The organism is Stieleria magnilauensis, assembly GCA_007753675.1.
Classification (GTDB): Bacteria; Planctomycetota; Planctomycetia; order Pirellulales; family Pirellulaceae; genus Stieleria; species Stieleria magnilauensis.
The window spans coordinates 10,268,774-10,285,590 of record CP036432.1 but is presented as its reverse complement, the minus strand read 5'-3'; the positions used below and the strand labels follow the sequence as shown (position 1 = coordinate 10,285,590).

Genomic DNA, 16,817 nt, shown 5'->3' with positions numbered 1-16,817 from the left:
ACCCGAATCCTCCCGATGATGTCGCTCGCTTCCTCTCCCGCCAGACGCGAGCCGTCGCCCGAACAGGGTCACGGCGACGCGACCGGATCGTTGCGCACCACCGCGGCGACGCCGACGCGACCAAAACGCTGGCTGCTGCGGATCATTCTGCTCGTCTCCTTCGTGGGCATCCTGATCGGTGGGACGGTGGTTCTGCCGGGATTGCCTCTCGCGACGGTCAATGGCCCGCACCTGACCCACACCATCTCACGCGGCGACTTGGTCGTCTCGGTGACCGAGCAAGGGACGCTTGAAAGCAGCAACAACACAGAAATCAAATGCCAGATCCGGGGATTCAGCACGATCATTTGGGTCGTCGAAGGCGGCACCGTTGTCCAGCCGGGTGACGAACTGGTGCGTTTGGATACCAAACGCATCGAGGACGCGATCGGAAAACACACGACCGACGCCCACATGGCCCGAGCGACCCATGAACGGACCAAGGCCGATGTGGCCAAGGCCGAAATCGCGATCGAAGCCTATCTGGAAGGATCTTACAAGACGCAACGACAGGGGCTGCAACAGCAACTAAAAATCGCTCAGTCCAACTTGGAAACCGCGCAGAAAATGCTCGGCCACAGCGAAGACATGTTTCGACGCGGTTACGTCAGCGAGTTGGAAGTGGAAGGCAACCGGTTCACGGTCAAGCAGGCCGAGTTGGAATTGGGGGTTCGCGAAACCGCGGTCATGGTGCTCGATAAGTACACCAAGGAGATGCAGCTGGAAACACTTCGAGGCCAACTCCGGGCACAAAAGTCCAAGCTGCTTGCCGACGAAGCCGGGTTGGCGATGGATGAAGGACGCCGCGACCGCGCCATTGGTGAGTTGGACCGTTGCGTGATCACTGCCGAGCGAAGTGGATTGGTCATTTATCCTTCTTCGGAACAATGGAAAGAGACGCCGGACATCGCCGAGGGCAAGACGGTTCGCAAAGATCAGGTGTTGTTGTTGATGCCTGATCTGACGCAAATGCAAGTCAAGGTCGCGATCCACGAATCGCTGGTCGATCGCATCGAGAAAGGGTTGCCGGCGACGGTGAGTCTGCCTGATCTGTCTGTCCAAGGGACCGTCAAATCGGTCGCCACGGTTGCCGCGCCGGCCGGGTGGTGGACAGGCAACGTCGTCAAGTACGACACGATCGTCGATCTGCCGTCGGTAAACGGGCTCAAGCCGGGAATGACGGCCGCAGTCGAAGTCATCATGGCGACGCACCAGGATGTGCTGACCGTTCCCGTTTCTGCGGTGGTCGAAACCGAAGACGAATCCTTGTGTTGGGTCCAGACACCGACCGGATTCCAACGCCGCGTGGTGATGCTCGGCGACAGCAATGAAGTGTTCATCATCGTCGAATCGGGATTGAAAGAAGGCGACGAAGTGGTGCTCAATCCGCTGCAATTCGTCGACGAAGCGCAGGGCGAGGTGCGGCAAAAGTTTGACGACAGGAAGCCCGACGATGAGCGGATGACCGTCGAGGGAGAGCAGCATGTCTAAGTGGATCACACGCGGCATCTTTGCCGTGCTGTTTCTCGCCATCCTCGGCACCGCCGGCAGCATGATGCTGTCGACGTCGTCGACCCAGGACAGCGGCCCCAAGCTGACGCATACCGTGTCCCGCGGGGGCATGAAAGTCACGGTGACCGAACAAGGCGTTCTGGAAAGTTCCGAGAACACCGAGATCAAATGCAAGGTGCGCGGACAGAACACGGTCATTTGGGTGATCGAAAACGGCACGCAAGTCAAGCAAGGCGACGTGCTGGTGCGGTTGGACACGCTGGAGATCGAAGACGCCATCAACGAACGGACCAAGTACGCCCACTGGTCACAGAGCGGTGCGGAATACTCCAAAGCCGAGGTGGCCCGCGCGACACTCGCGATCGACGAGTACCTGGAGGGACGCTATGTGTCGGAGTTGTTAACGCTGGAGAAAGATCTGGCGGTCGCCGAGTCCAATCTGCGTACGGCCAAGAACATGTTGTCGCACTCCAAACGCATGTCCGAGCGAGGCTACGTGAGCGAATTGGATGTCGAACAAAAAGAGTTTGCATTGACCCAGGCGGAACTGAACTTAAAAGCCACGAAGACACGCATCGAGGTGCTGAAGACGTATACCAAACAGATGGAGTTGGAAACGCTCAACGGCAATCTGAATTCGATCAAGGCGACACACGCCGCCAACGTCGAGCGTGCCGTCCTGGATGCGACGCGTCGCGATCAAGCACTCGAAGAATTCGAGCACTGTGTCGTCAAGGCGGAGAAAAGTGGTCTGGTGATCTATCCTTCGGCGGCCGCTTGGAAAAATTCTCCAGACATCGCCGAAGGCGCAACGGTGCACAAAGACCAGGTCCTGATGCTGATGCCCAACTTGTCCAAAATGCAAGTCAAAGTCGGCGTCCACGAATCCGTCGTCGACCGCATCGAGCCCGGCATGGATGCCACCGTGAGTTTGCCTGATCTGGAAATGGACGCGACCGTCTATTCGGTCGCTTCGGTGGCCCAGCCGACGGGTTGGTGGACCGGTAACATCGTCAAATATGACTGCATCATTCAGCTGCCATCGATCGCGGGGCTCAAGCCGGGCATGAGCGCGGAGGTTGAAGTCGTGATGGCTGACTACCAAGACGTGCTGACCGTTCCCGTCTCGGCCGTTCTGGAGACCGAGACCGAAACACTGTGCTGGGTCATGGTCGACGGCAAACCGCAGCATCGTGTGATCACGCTCGGTGACAGTAACGATGTCTTCATCATCGTCGAAGAAGGACTCCGCGAAGGCGAGGAAGTCGTGCTCAACCCGTTGTCGTTCGTCGACCAGGCTCAACGGGCCGCGCTCAGCACGATCGACGAGACGAAGCCATGAACACCCTGCTGCGCACGATCTCGACCGGCGTGAAGAGTCTGCTGCTGCAGAAAATGCGCGCCGGGTTGGCGGCGCTGGGGATCTTCATCGGAACCACCACGGTGATCTGGTTGGTCGCGATGGGCGAAGGGGTCAGCCATCGCGCCCAAGAACAAATCTTGGAACTGGGCGCCAAGAACATCATCGTCCGATCGGTCGAACCGAATTCGTCCGAAGACAACGCGAACAGCCGGGTCAAGAAATTTGGCTTGCTGAGAAAAGACCACGAGCGAATCGTCGCCACCATTCCAGGGATCAGTGACGCGATTCCGATGCGTGAGACCAGGATGGAATTGCGAGTGGAAAACCGTTCGGCCGACGCCAAATTGGTTGGCTGTAGCGAAGAACACTTGCAGATGAACCAACTGGAAATCGCCCGGGGGCGGTGGTTGACCCCGCGTGATCGCGGCAAGAAAGTCGTCGTGCTGGCCGACCAGACCGCGACACGATTGTTTCGGTACCAAAACCCGCTGGGCAAATCGATCTGGGTCGGCAGCGAGTTTTACATCGTCATCGGACAAACCAAACCGCGAACCGCGTCGGCGGCGATCGGCGGAAGCTTGGATGCCCGCGATTACAACTTGGACGCCTATATCCCGTTGCAAACGTTTCGTGATCGCATCGGCGATCGGGTGTTGACCCGCAGCTCCGGGCAACAGTTTACCGGTGAGATCGTCGAGCTGAGTCAGATCACGGTCAGCGTCGATGATGTCGACAACGTGGATGAAACGGCGGCGATCATTGAATCGCTGCTCAAGAAGTTTCACAAGACCGAAGACTATGCCGTGGTCGTCCCCAAAGAGCTACTGGCGCAAGCCGCGCGGACCCGTGCGATGTTCAATATCCTGCTGGTGATCATCGCCGGAATCTCGCTGCTGGTCGGTGGCATCGGTATCATGAACATCATGTTGGCCACGGTGACTGAGCGGACACGCGAGATCGGAATTCGGCGGGCAATCGGCGCCAAACGCCGGGACATCATTCAACAGTTCTTGACCGAGACGTTGGTGCTGACCGGCACCGGCGGATTGCTGGGCGTGTTGTGTGGGCTGATGTGCGGCCCACTGTTTCGTGCCATCCGCGCTGCGGTGACCGCGATCTCTCCCGACGCCTTGCCGCCGATCATTTACACGCTTGAGCCGCGGATCGCGCCCTGGTCGATCGGGTTGTCGTTGTTCATCTCCCTGGGGACCGGCCTGATTTTTGGGCTCTATCCCGCCCGCCGAGCCGCCATGATGAATCCAATCGAAGCTCTGCGACATGAGTGACGAACCCACCCAGCTTTTGACCACCTTCTTTCGCTCAACCGAACGCAAGACATGACACGCCTGCCCACGTTCATTCGGCCCTTTCTGGCCGCCATCCTGGTTGCCACCACGACAACGTTCTCGTTTGCCGCGGACCTCGGTCCCTGGAAGAAGCATGTGGTCACCGAGCAAGGGCATTGCAACACCGCGATCGCGATCGACGTCAGCGGCGACGGTTTGCTGGACGTGATTGCCAGTGCCAACGGCACGGTCAGTTTGTTCATCGCGCCGGGTTGGGAACAAGAAATCGTACTCCATCGATTCGACGGTCGCGGGGCGTGCATTCACTCCGCTCCCATCGATGCCGACGGCGACGGCGACTTGGACTGGGCGGGCACGCTCGCCAACGCTCATCCGTTTTGGCTGGAAAACCCCGGCCCGGCGACGGCGACACAAGGTCCATGGACGGCCCGACCGATCGACAACCAGATCACCGGGATCCATTGTCTGCTGCGATCGGACATCGACAACGACGGTCGTGACGATTTGGTGATCAATAACTTTGAACCAGAAAAAGGACTGGGTGATTCGATGGCCTGGTTCAGTCGTCCCGCAAACCCCAAGACCGCAACGTCATGGGTGCGCCATGTGTTCGCCGATGGTGACGCGCGAGGTGGTAGCCATTACATGGGTGCCGGTGACATCGATGGCGACGGCTGGAAAGAAATCGCGGTCGGCGCGAAAGGCAAACCGTTCGCCGACGGCAATTGGTTTGCGTTTTGGAAGCACCCGGGCGGCGAACAGCTCGATGGCGCTTGGGAGAAAGTCGTGTTGGCCGAAAATCAAACCGCCGCGACCAACATTCTGCCGGCTGATGTCAACGGCGATGGCAAAGTCGATTGGGTCGCGTCACGCGGACACGGTATGGGCGTGCTGTGGTTTGAAAATCCCAGCTGGAAGATTCACGACATCGATATCGAGATTGAATTTCCGCACAGTCTGACGGTCGCGGATTTCGATCAAGACGGCGACTCGGACGTGGCGACGTGCGGCTACGGCAGCGAGCGCGTGATGTGGTATGAAAACGACGGACTCGGAAATTTTGCCCAGCACACCGTCGACACCGGCCAGCAGAGTTACGACCTGCGATCGGTCGACATGGACGGCGATGGCGACGCAGATCTACTCAACGCCGGACGCGGCAGCAACAACGTGGTCTGGTATGAAAACCCGTTAAAGTGAAAAGGAGGTCGTCTAGAAAAATAGATTCGGTAGGAAAATTTCGGAGGTAAGAAGATGAAGAACCTGAGGAGCCCTAATTTTCTTACCTCCAAAATCTTCCTACCCACCGACAACCTGCCCCTGTTTGAATCTAGACGTCGGTTTCGGCCATGTCGCGGGCGTGATAGCTGCTGCGGACGAAGGGGCCGCTGGCGACTTTTTTGAACCCCATGCTCTTGGCGATCTCGCCCAGTTCTTCGAATTCTTCCGGCGGGACGTAACGCACCACGGGCAGGTATTTTTCACCCGGCTGCAAGTATTGACCGAGGGTCAGGAAGTCGACGTCGTACTCGCGCAGGTCGGCCAGGGCGTCCAACAGTTCGCCGCGTTCTTCACCGAGCCCCAACATCAAGCCGCTCTTGGTTTTGACATCGGCGTCGTATTCTTTGACCTTTCGCATCATGCCCAGCGTCCAGCGGTAATCACTCTTGGGGCCTCGCACGCGGCGGTACAGTCGCGGAACCGTTTCCATGTTGTGGTTGAACACGGTCGGCTTGGCTTGGATGACGCGTTCCAAGGCGTCTTTGCAGGCGACGAAGTCCGGCGTCAGAACTTCGGTCGTCGCACCACATCGCTCGCGGACGGCGACGACGCAGCGATAAAAGTGGTCGGCACCTCCGTCGGGGAGGTCGTCCCGCGTGACGCTGGTGATGACGACATGTTTCAGCCCCAGTCGGGCGGCGGCTTCGGCGACGCGATCGGGTTCATCTGATTCGGGCAATTCCGGCGGACGTCCCCGGTGGACCGCGCAGAATCCACACGGTCGCGTGCAGACGTTCCCGAGGATCATGAAGGTCGCGGTTTGCTGGCTGTAGCATTCCATCCGGTTGGGGCATTTGGCGTTGTCGCAAACCGTTTCCAGCTTCAATTCCTCCAACAGCCCCTCGGTCATATGGTTCGCGTTGCTCTTGGGGATGGGACGCTTGAGCCAGCGGGGCAATCGGCCGCTGCCGCTGAGAGCGGTTCCGGCGGGAATTTCAGGATCTGCGACGACGGGTAATCGAAAGGCCATGGACGGACAGGGGGAGAGACGCGTGGACGAAGTGAACCCTTTCGGGGCTCGTATTGTAGTGAGTCTGTCTGAAGGGCAATGGCTATCGTCTCGAGTCCGGATACAATCCCCCCACCATGGCCAAGAAAAAATCAAAAAAGAAAGGTGCAGCGGCAAACAAGAAATCCGACTCGGGCTTCACGATGGTCTCGGAAAACCGCAAAGCCCGCCATCGTTACGAGATTTTGGACTCGCTCGAGTGCGGATTGATGCTGATGGGCAGCGAAGTCAAATCAATGCGGGAGGGCAAATTGTCGCTCGACGAAGCCCACATCCGTGTCAAGGATCGCGAACTGTGGCTGATCGGCGCAGACATCGCCCATTACAACAACGCCGGGATGTGGAACCACGACCCGCGCCGCCCCCGGAAATTGCTGATCCACGCCCGCGAGTTCGACAAATTCGCCGGACGGGCCCACGAGCGGGGGCTGACGCTGATCCCGTTGCGCGTTTATTTCAACGATCGGGGCTTGGCCAAATGTGTGATGGGGCTGGTCAAGGGCAAGAAACTTCACGACAAACGAGAGACACTCAAAAAACGAGACTCCGACCGAGGGTTGCAGCGAGCGATGCGCGGACGGGGCTAACCGTGGGGTACGCTTCCAGCTTGCCACCCTGGACAGGCTTCCAGCCTGTCACGGTGGAAGAGGCTTCCAGCCTGTCAAACCTCCTGCAACGGCAAGCTGGAAGCGTACCCCACTTAGAAGCCGGAAGGTTACACCACTTGATCCTCATGACACCGATCCGACCGTGACTGAACAAACCACTTCGAACACATCTGATGTGCTGAAGATCACCGATGTGATCAAGACGTTTGACCAGCCCGGTGGTGGCAAGCTGACGGTGCTGGACATCCCCGAGCTGACGATTCGTGCCGGCGAGCAACTGGCGCTGATCGGACAGAGCGGCGGCGGCAAGACCACGCTGTTGCATCTCATCGCCGGATTGCTGACGCCCGACTCGGGCAGCATTCGCGTCGCCGGCATCGAGTTGACCAAGCTGTCCGAACAGGGACGTGATCGATGTCGCGCCGCGACCGTCGGCTATGTCTTTCAGACCTTCAATCTGTTGCCCGCCTTCTCCGCGATCGAGAACATCCAGTTGGGAATGGCGTTCGGCAACCGGGCGATCGACACCCATCGCGCCTACGATCTGCTGGACAAAGTCGGCTTGGCCGATCGGGCGACCTACCGTCCCAATCAACTCTCCGTCGGCCAGCAACAGCGGGTGGCGATCGCACGGGCGTTGGCCGGAAAACCGAAGTTGCTGTTGGCCGACGAACCGACCGCCAACGTCGATCCGGCCAGCAGCGATACGGTGTTGGATTTGATCATCGGTTCCTGTCGTGATGAGAACATCGCGTTGATGATGGTCACGCACTCGATGGAGGTGACCAAGCGGTTTGAACGAGTGGAACATTTGGACAAGCTCAACCGTATTTTTGAAACGATCTAAGTTCTGCCGCTGAATGATCCACCTCCATCGTTCAGCGGATCCAACCGAATCACACTCTGCCATCCCCCATAGAACTTGACCATGTGGCTGCTCCGAATTGCTTGGCGAAACTTCTGTTATCGATCGCTTTCAAGTGTCTTGACGACGATCTCGTTGGCCCTCGGGGTGGCGCTGGTGGTGATGGTGCTGGCGGTGTTCGGGATCGTGACCGAAGCGTTTTCGCGTAACGCACAAGTCGGATACAACCTGGTCGTCGGTCCCAAAGGCAGTGCGCTGCAGCTGACGCTCAACAGCGTTTATTACCTGAGCCAGCCGATCGAGAACCTGCCGTACACCGAATACATGGAGTACTTTGACGCCGAGACGCGGGCCGAAATGGTTCGCAAGTACGGCGGCGACCCGGCGCTCGGTGAGCGTGACGGCGTCTATGTGCCGATGATCGGTGGCGGTTATGCCATCCCGTTGGCGTTGGGCGATTACCTGGGCGATTTTCGTGTCGTCGGAACCACGCCGGACTTCTTCGAAAAACTGCGGCACGGTCCGACGCTGGAAGAGCCCTTTGTGATGCGCGAAGGCCGCGCGCTGGTGTCCCACTCCGAGCAATACGGGTATTTCGAAGCCGTGCTCGGATCACGCGTCGCGGGGCAGCTGAACTTGTCCGTCGGCGATCAGTTCAGTTCGACGCACGGCGATCCCGAAGGCAAGGGGCACGGCAAGAAGTTCACGGTCGTCGGAGTGTTGGCGCCGACCGGCACGCCCAACGACCGCGCCGCGTTTGTCAACATGGAAGGGTTTTATCTGCAAGAAAACCACGCCAAGCCCCTGACCGGGCAGGAGACGATCGTCCCGCCCAGCGAAGCGCCCGAGGACCCCGACGGGTTCATGCCGTTGTCGATTCCGGAACGTGAAGTCACTTCGATTCTGGTCCGCACCGGGATGCCGATGATGGGCGTGGTACTGGAGAACCAAGTCAACGAGAGTCTGCGGAGTCAGGCGGCCGCACCGGTCGGTGAAATCGCCAAGCTGATGAACGCCATCATCGGCCCCCTGCTGACGGCGCTGTTGGTGATCACCCTGATCACCTGTGTGGTGGCGGCGGTCGGCGTGCTGGTGGCGATCTACAACTCGATGAACGATCGCCGCCGCGACATCGCGGTGATGCGGGCCTTGGGGGCACGTCGCGGGACGGTGACCGGGGTGATTTTGTTGGAGAGTTTTTTGGTCGCGGTGATCGGAGCGACGACCGGATGGTTTCTGGCACATGCCTCGATCTGGGCGTTCAGCGGCCTGATCGAGGACCGGACGGGGGTCCAGGTCGGGATACTAACGACCAGCGCCTATGAGTGGTACATTTTCCCGCTCGTTCTGATTCTGGCCGCGCTGGCGGGGATCCTGCCCGCGGCGAGTGCCTATCGGACCGACGTCGGTACGAATCTTGCCGCGTAGCGGCGGCGCAGCAATTAGCATGCGTGGCCGAGTCGATCGCCGCCGGCCGGACAGATCGGCCGTGCGACGACAGTCTGACCATCCTCCCCTAAAAACTCCATGAATCAGCCAGAGCCGAACGAAACGTCCGGCGACGATCGACTCGCTTCCGACCCCGCCACCACCCCGCCCACTTCACCCCCGCCGCACGACGGCGGATCGGTCGACCCGCCCAAACGGCGCCAGCCCGGGATGCTGTTCATCTGGGTGACGTTGTTCATCGACATCTTGGGAATCGGAATCGTGATCCCGGTGCTGCCCGCGCTGGTCCAGGAATTGTCGGGCTTGGATGAGTCCGGCGCGTCGCTGTATTACGGACTGATCGTGGCCTCTTACGCGACGATGCAGTTTTTCTTCGCGCCGATCTTGGGCGGGCTTTCGGATCGATTCGGACGGCGGCCGATTCTGTTGGTGGCGCTATTCGGCCTGGGCGTCGACTTCATGATTCAAGGCTTCGCCAACAGTTTGTGGTTGTTGTTTCTGGCCCGATTGATCTCGGGCGTCTTCGGTGCCAGCTTCACCGTCGGCAACGCCTACATCGCCGACATCTCCAACGATGACACGCGGGCCCGCAACTTCGGGCTCGTCGGTGCGGCGTTCGGACTGGGGTTCACGTTCGGGCCGCCGCTTGGCGGTGTGCTCGGTGACGCGATCGACATTCGCGTTCCCTTCTTTGTCACCGCGGGCCTGGCGTTGGTGAACTGGTTGTACGGCTACTTCATCTTGCCGGAGTCGTTGCCGCCGGAGAAACGCAGGGCGTTTTCGCTCAAGAACGCACGGCCGCTCGGTGCCGTCGGAACGCTGCGACGCTATCCCCTGGTCGCCGCGCTTGCGGTTGTGTTTTTACTCAAGGCGTTTGCCCAACGCGGGTTGGAAAATGTGTTCGTCCTGTTCTCCGAATTTCGCTTCGACTGGACCGCAATGACGGTCGGTTTGTTCTTGGGCTGGGTGGGGATTCTGGCGATCATCGTGCAGGGCGGGTTGGTGCGTCCGATCGTCAAACGATTCGGCGAACGCAACGTGTTGTTGATCGCGACGGTGATCTCCGCGGTCTCGTTCTTGGGCTACGCCTTTGCCAGCGCCGCTTGGATGTTGCCGGTGATCGCGGCGGTCGGTGCACTGGGTGGATTGGCCGGGCCGACCATTCAAAGCTTGATCACCAAGACGGTCGATGAAACCGAACAGGGTGAAGTGCAAGGGGCGCTGACGTCGCTGCAAGGACTGACCAGCATCGCCGCTCCGATCGTGTTCACCAGCGGGCTGTTCGGCTACTTCACCAGCGACATCGCCCCGTTCCAGTTTGCCGGTGCCCCATTCTTGTTGGGCGGGATTTTGATTTTTGTCGCCTTCCTCTTAGCGATCGCCGTGTTCCGAAAGTATCCCGAAACCGTCAATCGAGACACGCCGGACGAGGTGCCGGTGCCGATCGAGCATTAGAGGGCACTGGAAACGACGCCCGCTGCGAATCAGACAGCCAGTCGTTCGTTTGGTTTGCATATTTACACTCGTCGATTCGTTTGCGTCCACAGCTCGGAGTTTATTGGGTGATGCCAACAGAGTCACTTCCCGCCGCCACATCGACGAAAATTGAAATCGGGGTCGTTGCCGCCGGTCCGTTTGACGAGATCGACCGTGAAGCGATGCAGCAGGCCGTCTTGATGACCCAAGAGGAATTGAAGCAGCGGTTCCCCGCGTTTCTGTTCCAGTTCTTCAGCGTGCGGCGACCCGAACTGTCCGCCGGAAGCCGGGTCGAGCCGAGTGTCTTGCTGCAACAAGCCACCGAAGACCGCGATGCAAAGCACTGGGATTTTGTGTTCGTGATCACGGCGTCCGAGTTGATCGGTATTTATTCTTCGTTCTGCTTTGCCGCGCTCAGCCGACCGCTTGATGCGGCCGTGATTTCGGTGTCGTTGGTTGATCCACAAGCGGCCGGCGTGGACCTTTCGGCGCAGGCACGGATCGACCAAATCGCCTTGCGTGTGTCCCGCTTGATGCAGCACTCTCTGGCGCACCTGCTCGGTTTGCCGCGTGACGACCGGCCGGATCACCTGCTCTATCATCCCGCCACGGCGAAGGACCTGGATGTGATGGGCTTGGTGGATGACGACCAGACGGCGCGTCAGGCGGAGGCGTTGGCGGAAGTGGCCGACCAACGTTTGGAAGAAGGTTCTGGGCGAGCGATGAGCAATTCGATGTTTGCCATACGGGCGACCTGGATCAACCGCCGCGAAATCGCCCAAGCGATCTGGGCCGCGCGAGCCTGGCAGTTCCCCCGCCGACTGAGCCGACTCACCTTGGCCTCGGTCTCGACGGTCGCCGTGCTGCTGATGACCGCCGAGGCGTGGGATTTGGCGCTCTCACAATCGTGGGCTCGCGTTCACGGCCTCGGTGTGTTTGCGTTACTCGCGACCACCGTGTACGTGATCACGCGGCAACAATTATTGCTTCGTCGCAGCCAGACCAGAAGCGAGCAATCGGTCGTCACCGCCGCATCCGCGTTCGGGATCGTGTTGATGGGAATGGCGGTCACCTGGCTTGCGCTGTTCTTGCTCGGGGCGATCGTCGGTCTGTTTTTGTTCGACGCGCCCCTGATCGCCAGCTGGGCGGCTTCGTCGCAGTTGGCCGGCAGCGACGTGACGTTTGCCGACTACGTGCAAATGGCCGTGTTCAGTGGTTCGGTCGGGTTGCTGATCGGCGCGCTCGGGGCAAGCTTCGAGTCACAAAACTACTTTCGTCATGTGATCTTCGTAGACGAAGAGATTTAGGATTCCGGTTGCTGGCGCAACGGATTTCGCAAGCGGGAAGCTTACGCCACTTGGTCTCAGGAGCTGACGCCGAGGGTGAGCCAGCCGTCGCGGGCGTCGAAGCTGCGGGGGCGGAAATTCAGGCCCTGCAGCGCCGGGACTTGGACGTCGGCCGGAATGATCCAGGGCCGGTCCATCAAGGTTTCCGGGAACGCTTTGGCGAATCCTTTCTTGATCGATCCCCGCAAACCGGCTTGCCCGACACTCAAGCGTTTCGTGCCGGGGAAGTTGATTTCGGTTTCGCCGACGCGTTGCAACACCACTTCACCCGACTCGGTGGTGGTCGGTTCATAGACCGCAACGATTTCCAGCAATCGTTTCAGCTCGCGAGAACCTTGCGCGAAGCGTGTCCCCTGGATGCCGATCCGCAGTTTTCCGTCGCGTGCTTCAAAGATGATCGGACGGCTGTCGTGAAAGTCGATCTCGAATTCGGGTTCTTCTTCTTCGTCTTCCGCGGCGGCTTGGATTTCAGCGCCGCGTTTTGTTTTGCTGGCCAGTTGTTGCAATTCGCTTCGCGTCATCGTGCGGCCGGCCAGCAGCGCGCCGACGGTGTTGTCGATCAGGGATTCATGGATTTGGACCGTCGCGTCGTTGGTCTCGGTGATCGCCGGCGGCGGCGTCGGTGCGGCGAGCTGGTTGTTCTTGCGGATCGTCGCGAACAGATTGATCGAATGTTCGGTCGAGCCGATGGTGCGAGTCGGTTCGGCCAAGTCCAAGCGTTGCAGGTACGCTTCCATCTCGGCGGCCAGATTGCGTGTCGGCTGCGGGATGGCCGAGTCGGTTTCTTTCGTGAATTCTTCGGTCATCCGCGAGATGAATTTGCGATGAGCGATTCGATCGGCGAGCGGCTTTTGCTGGGCGGCTTTTTTCTGCGCGATGCGTCGGACCAATCGCAGCGGATGCTCGATCGAAGTGATGCGGTTGTTGATCGATCCCGAGACGACGACCGGTTCGAACTGGATGCCCGATTCACGGATCTGCAGCAGTCGCGATGCGTACACTTGCCCATAGCCGGACGTCCGCAACCGAACCGGGCCGTTGTATCCCCGGTTGGCCGTGGTGACGGTTCCGTTGAGCGCGATCTGCAGGCGGATGCTGCCGACCGAGGGCAAGAGCGAGGTGGTCACGTCGCCGGTTAAAAACGCGTTGCCGATGATTCGCGTGCCGAGAATGCATTCGCGCACCGCCGAGGATTGGTCGACTCGGCGATTGGCGGCCCGCTGGATCAATGATTCGTCGATCGTCAGATGAAGATTGGTCGACGAGAATAGGTTTTGTGTGCGATCGACCAGGGCGACCGATTGATCGGTCCGCTCAAGCAGTTCCAGCAGCAACCGCAACGTCGCGATCTGGTCCGGCGACGGGTTTCCGCTGATCTCGGTCCACTGGTCGGCGGTGCGGCTGAGCAGTTGTGCCAGCAAGGCGGTCGTTCTCTCTTTGCGGCGAAACCGCAGCGCGTCGCTGAATCGCTGGGCGGTGCTGCGCAGGCGTCGGACCGCGGGAACCTCAAGCCCCGGATGGATTCCGGTGGCCTTCTGCGAGATGCGGATGGCTTTGCCGGCCATTTCGACATCGCTGGCTTCGGACTGCAGCGCCTGCAGGGCCGGTTCGATTTCCAGGTAGTCGATCCAGGCCTGGGCGTTGGCGCCGGTTGCGGTTTTGGCCAGGTGGGCCCGCAGCTGATCAATCGCCGCTTGGAATTCGGCGGCGCTGGAATCCGGGCTGGCGATTCGGCTCGGATCGAGTCGATCGGCCGACTGCCGAGCCGCTTCGGCAATCTGTTCGGAGAGCGATTGAGCAGGCGAGGCGTTCAGCAGCGCGACGACCCAGAGGCCGAGCGAAGCAAGGACGCGAAGGCTTGGTCGTGTCATGATACATCCAAGTTGACGGTGGACCGGCGGTCGGGAAGTGCGATACAGATGCGAAGATAGTGAAAGGGCGAAGGATTTGCAGGTGGAGTTAGGCGAGTTGGGAAAAAAAACACCCTCGGATCGCCGGCAAGTTGCCTTACAGCGGTCCCAGTGCCCCGGCCAGGACGGCAATCGGTCCCCGCTGGTAGTCCGGCGACGGGGTTTGGGCGTCCATTTCGTACACCGAAACGAGCAATGTCCGTTGACCTAAGGCGCATTTGCCGATGTGGACCCGCAGTGGCCACGCGGAGCTTTTGCGTGGTGAGGCCCAGTCAATCGTGGCGTTGTCGTACAGGATCGTTTGCACCTGCAGCTGAAAATCGTCGCTCGCCCCGACCCGCAACACCGCCGGTTCGGTCGCGTTTTCGTCGCCCAGGTCGAGGTGCACCGAGGGTGGGAAATCCGCTGCGGTGGGCGGCCAGGTCGATGCGGCGGGGTCAAAGGTTTTGATCTGCCCCAGGATCGACGCTTTGCGATTGATAAACGAAATCGTCGACGGGCCCTGTCCGTCATCGGGATGGTCCAACAGGAAAAACAAAAACCCTTCGGCCGCTTCGATCCGCAGCCCCAATTCTTGGGATTCCACCGTCTTGTCATGGATCGGCATGATGTCGGGCGTCGTCCAGGACCCGAAGGCGTCGCTCTGCCGTTGCCCGTCGCGACCGCCCGGCCGACCGCCGGTGGCGCCGAACCAGGCGACACCCATGACGACGACCATCACCACCAGCATGCCGCGGGTGGCTTCAAGAGGAATCTGCTGATCGCGTTGCGAAGCCATGGCTGAAACGACGTTTGTCCCGAAAAATAATCAACACGAACCGACGACGAACCCTCGCGCCAGACGGCACGCTCCCGCAGCCGAGGCCGACGGTGCCAACGCTGTTCTTGGTGCGCTGTCCAGAATCAAGTGGACGAAGACCTTGAAGATGGAGCACTAGAAGAGTGTAGTCGCGATCGGTTGATGCAAGAAATGGGCGTTCAGCCAGGGTTTGCACCGCGTGACCAACAAACAGCGACACACCAGTGCCTCTTTGGCATCCTTGATCGGCCAAACCTGGACTTCGGTCGGTTCGAATTTGTTCCATCCGTCACTGACGCGAATCTGTTTCAGTCGCGCCGCGATATCGGTCGTTTGGCCGAGGTACAAGATGGATTCGGGGTCGGAGATCGCGTACACGCCGGCGACCGGTTCGTCGCCACAGCCGTCCAGATAGGCGTCGATGGATTCAGCGGCGGGGGCGTCTTGCTTGGCAAACTCCTCGGCACGTTTCTTGGCCGCACGGGTGATTTTGCCGTTGGTCGCGATGCGCCGGAAGTGCCAGATCGCCTCGCGGGCCGCGATTTCCGAATGGCCGTCGCCGAACGCTTGGGCAATTTGATCGAACTCCGTGGCCGCATCGGGAGTGCAAAGGATCTGTTCCAAGTCCATCGCGTAGTCGACCGAAAGCATTTGAAATGCGATCTCGGCGGCGTCGCAGCACGGCAGGATCGTCTTCAGCGAAACCTTTTTGTGTTTGCCTTCACCGACCAGCCGTTCCTCGCGCGAAAGCTGCAACAGGAACTCGTTCCAGGTGCGTGCGTCGCCGAGCAGTTTGGCGTCTTTGCAGTAGCGAACGAACAGCGCGTTGCGGATCGGATCGAACAGCAGTTCCTCGGCGCTATGGTTTTTCGAAACGTCCGCAAACGCGGCTTGGATGACGCGTTCGTTTTGTTCGTCCAGTGGAATCACCGGGCGTCCGTTGCGAAATTCCGTGCGTTGTTTCCCCTTGGACGTCGTCGGTGCGCTCTTGATCGGATCGGCCGGGCCGTCCAGCGGATCGCCGGCGCTGCATACCGATAATCGTTCGTTGATCCGCGCGGCGTAGTCTTCGGAGAGTTCGATCCCCATGAACCGACGTCCCAGTTTCTTGGCGACCACCAGCGTCGTGCCGCTGCCGCCGAAGGGGTCCAGCACGAGGTCGCCGGGGTTGCTGGAGACGCGGATGATTCGGCCGAGCAACTGTTCGGGCATTTGGCACCCGTGAAAGCCTTCGCGTTCTTTGAAGGTCCCGGCGACGCGGGCAAAGTACCAGGTGTCGTGCGAGGGACTGAAGCCCAACTGGGGAGCATCTTGGGGACGCAAGATCCAGGTGTTGTCTGGCAGTCGTCCCCGGGTGTTGGCCCGCGCGTCGGCATAGACCAGTTGCCGCGCCGAAGGAACTCGCACCGTCGGGTTGTCGCCGTTGAAAGTGAACTGTTCGGGGTCTTTGACGAAGTGAAACAAATGCGTGTGCGAGCGACTGAATCCGCGGACGCAGTTCACACCAAAGGTGTAGTACCAGATGATCCAGGAGCGGCACGAGAACCCGATGTCCTGGGACAGCAACTTCAGCTCCGCGGCGTATTCGTCACCGATCGCCAACCAGAACGAGCCGTCCGGTTTGAGTGCCTGGTGAACACCGCTGATCCAGTCACGGCAAAAGTCCAAGTAATCGGTGTGAGACTGCTGGTCGTCGTAGACGTCGTAGGAGTAACCGATGTTGAACGGCGGATCGGCAAAGACAAGATCGATCGTGCCCTGCTGGATCTGGGCCAGTTTTTCGATGCAGTCGCCTTGGTGGATTTGATTGGCAGAGAGCGTTGCGGTGGTCGTCTCGGGCATGGGTTTCCAAG

13 protein-coding genes are annotated in these 16,817 nt (G+C 59.8%); 9 read left to right on the top strand and 4 right to left on the bottom strand.

The window, feature by feature from the left end; genetic code table 11:
• Nucleotides 1-15: 15 nt before the first annotated feature.
• Genes TBK1r_RS36380 through TBK1r_RS36365 form a run of 4 tightly spaced genes read left to right on the top strand, consistent with a single transcriptional unit; the run spans nt 16 to nt 5,421 of the window.
• Entirely contained in the window at nt 16-1,530 is a 1,515-nt protein-coding gene (locus TBK1r_RS36380; RefSeq protein ID WP_145221034.1) for an efflux RND transporter periplasmic adaptor subunit, read from the top strand.
• Nucleotides 1,523-2,893 carry an efflux RND transporter periplasmic adaptor subunit gene (locus TBK1r_RS36375; RefSeq protein ID WP_145221031.1) on the top strand — a complete coding sequence of 457 codons (1,371 nt, stop codon included), beginning with the start codon at nt 1,523-1,525 and terminating at the stop codon, nt 2,891-2,893. The genes TBK1r_RS36380 and TBK1r_RS36375 overlap by 8 nt, the downstream gene beginning before the upstream one ends.
• On the top strand, nt 2,890-4,200 hold the full coding sequence (locus TBK1r_RS36370; RefSeq protein ID WP_145221028.1) for an ABC transporter permease: 1,311 nt from the start codon (nt 2,890-2,892) through the stop codon (nt 4,198-4,200). The genes TBK1r_RS36375 and TBK1r_RS36370 overlap by 4 nt, the downstream gene beginning before the upstream one ends.
• A 51-nt stretch (nt 4,201-4,251) precedes the next feature.
• Nucleotides 4,252-5,421, top strand: a complete 1,170-nt coding sequence (locus TBK1r_RS36365) for an FG-GAP repeat domain-containing protein (RefSeq protein WP_145221025.1) — start codon at nt 4,252-4,254, stop codon at nt 5,419-5,421.
• Nucleotides 5,422-5,551: 130 nt separating this feature from the next.
• Here the strand turns inward: TBK1r_RS36365 and lipA are convergent, their stop codons facing one another.
• Nucleotides 5,552-6,472, bottom strand: a complete 921-nt coding sequence (lipA, locus tag TBK1r_RS36360) for a lipoyl synthase (RefSeq protein ID WP_145221022.1) — start codon at nt 6,470-6,472, stop codon at nt 5,552-5,554.
• Between the two features lie 116 nt (nt 6,473-6,588).
• Between lipA and smpB the strand changes: the two genes are divergently transcribed.
• The 5 genes from smpB to TBK1r_RS36335 all read left to right on the top strand — a co-directional run bounded on the left by smpB (nt 6,589) and on the right by TBK1r_RS36335 (nt 12,216).
• On the top strand, nt 6,589-7,098 hold the full coding sequence (gene smpB / locus TBK1r_RS36355) for an SsrA-binding protein SmpB (RefSeq protein ID WP_095740379.1): 510 nt from the start codon (nt 6,589-6,591) through the stop codon (nt 7,096-7,098).
• Between the two features lie 163 nt (nt 7,099-7,261).
• On the top strand, nt 7,262-7,966 hold the full coding sequence (locus TBK1r_RS36350; protein WP_473772476.1) for an ABC transporter ATP-binding protein: 705 nt from the start codon (nt 7,262-7,264) through the stop codon (nt 7,964-7,966).
• Between the two features lie 81 nt (nt 7,967-8,047).
• Nucleotides 8,048-9,412 (top strand): ABC transporter permease, encoded by a 1,365-nt coding sequence (locus tag TBK1r_RS36345; protein WP_145221018.1) that lies wholly within the window; start codon nt 8,048-8,050, stop codon nt 9,410-9,412.
• A gap of 99 nt (nt 9,413-9,511) precedes the next feature.
• Nucleotides 9,512-10,888 carry a TCR/Tet family MFS transporter gene (locus TBK1r_RS36340; RefSeq protein WP_145221015.1) on the top strand — a complete coding sequence of 459 codons (1,377 nt, stop codon included), beginning with the start codon at nt 9,512-9,514 and terminating at the stop codon, nt 10,886-10,888.
• A 110-nt stretch (nt 10,889-10,998) separates the two neighbouring features.
• Complete coding sequence (locus TBK1r_RS36335) at nt 10,999-12,216, top strand: hypothetical protein (protein ID WP_145221012.1); 1,218 nt, start codon at nt 10,999-11,001, stop codon at nt 12,214-12,216.
• A gap of 56 nt (nt 12,217-12,272) precedes the next feature.
• On the opposite strand, the gene TBK1r_RS36330 is transcribed toward TBK1r_RS36335, so the two are convergent.
• From TBK1r_RS36330 to TBK1r_RS36320, 3 genes are all read right to left on the bottom strand, one after another.
• A complete protein-coding gene (locus TBK1r_RS36330; RefSeq protein ID WP_145221009.1) occupies nt 12,273-14,126 on the bottom strand; it encodes a hypothetical protein in 1,854 nt (617 codons plus the stop codon).
• Nucleotides 14,127-14,262: 136 nt separating this feature from the next.
• A complete protein-coding gene (locus tag TBK1r_RS36325; protein WP_145221006.1) occupies nt 14,263-14,943 on the bottom strand; it encodes a hypothetical protein in 681 nt (226 codons plus the stop codon).
• A gap of 156 nt (nt 14,944-15,099) precedes the next feature.
• Nucleotides 15,100-16,806 (bottom strand): DNA-methyltransferase, encoded by a 1,707-nt coding sequence (locus tag TBK1r_RS36320; protein ID WP_145221004.1) that lies wholly within the window; start codon nt 16,804-16,806, stop codon nt 15,100-15,102.
• Nucleotides 16,807-16,817: the final 11 nt, after the last annotated feature.

Excerpts from the sequence above, each read along its gene's own strand:
- TBK1r_RS36365 (WP_145221025.1), top strand. The coding sequence starts at position 4,252 with ATGACACGCCTGCCCACGTTCATTCGGCCCTTTCTGGCCGCCATCCTG.
- TBK1r_RS36380 (WP_145221034.1), top strand. The coding sequence starts at position 16 with ATGATGTCGCTCGCTTCCTCTCCCGCCAGACGCGAGCCGTCGCCCGAA.
- TBK1r_RS36340 (WP_145221015.1), top strand. The coding sequence starts at position 9,512 with ATGAATCAGCCAGAGCCGAACGAAACGTCCGGCGACGATCGACTCGCT.
- TBK1r_RS36320 (WP_145221004.1), bottom strand. The coding sequence starts at position 16,806 with ATGCCCGAGACGACCACCGCAACGCTCTCTGCCAATCAAATCCACCAA.
- TBK1r_RS36375 (WP_145221031.1), top strand. The coding sequence starts at position 1,523 with ATGTCTAAGTGGATCACACGCGGCATCTTTGCCGTGCTGTTTCTCGCC.
- TBK1r_RS36345 (WP_145221018.1), top strand. The coding sequence starts at position 8,048 with ATGTGGCTGCTCCGAATTGCTTGGCGAAACTTCTGTTATCGATCGCTT.
- lipA (WP_145221022.1), bottom strand. The coding sequence starts at position 6,472 with ATGGCCTTTCGATTACCCGTCGTCGCAGATCCTGAAATTCCCGCCGGA.
- TBK1r_RS36370 (WP_145221028.1), top strand. The coding sequence starts at position 2,890 with ATGAACACCCTGCTGCGCACGATCTCGACCGGCGTGAAGAGTCTGCTG.
- TBK1r_RS36330 (WP_145221009.1), bottom strand. The coding sequence starts at position 14,126 with ATGACACGACCAAGCCTTCGCGTCCTTGCTTCGCTCGGCCTCTGGGTC.
- smpB (WP_095740379.1), top strand. The coding sequence starts at position 6,589 with ATGGCCAAGAAAAAATCAAAAAAGAAAGGTGCAGCGGCAAACAAGAAA.
- TBK1r_RS36325 (WP_145221006.1), bottom strand. The coding sequence starts at position 14,943 with ATGGCTTCGCAACGCGATCAGCAGATTCCTCTTGAAGCCACCCGCGGC.
- TBK1r_RS36335 (WP_145221012.1), top strand. The coding sequence starts at position 10,999 with ATGCCAACAGAGTCACTTCCCGCCGCCACATCGACGAAAATTGAAATC.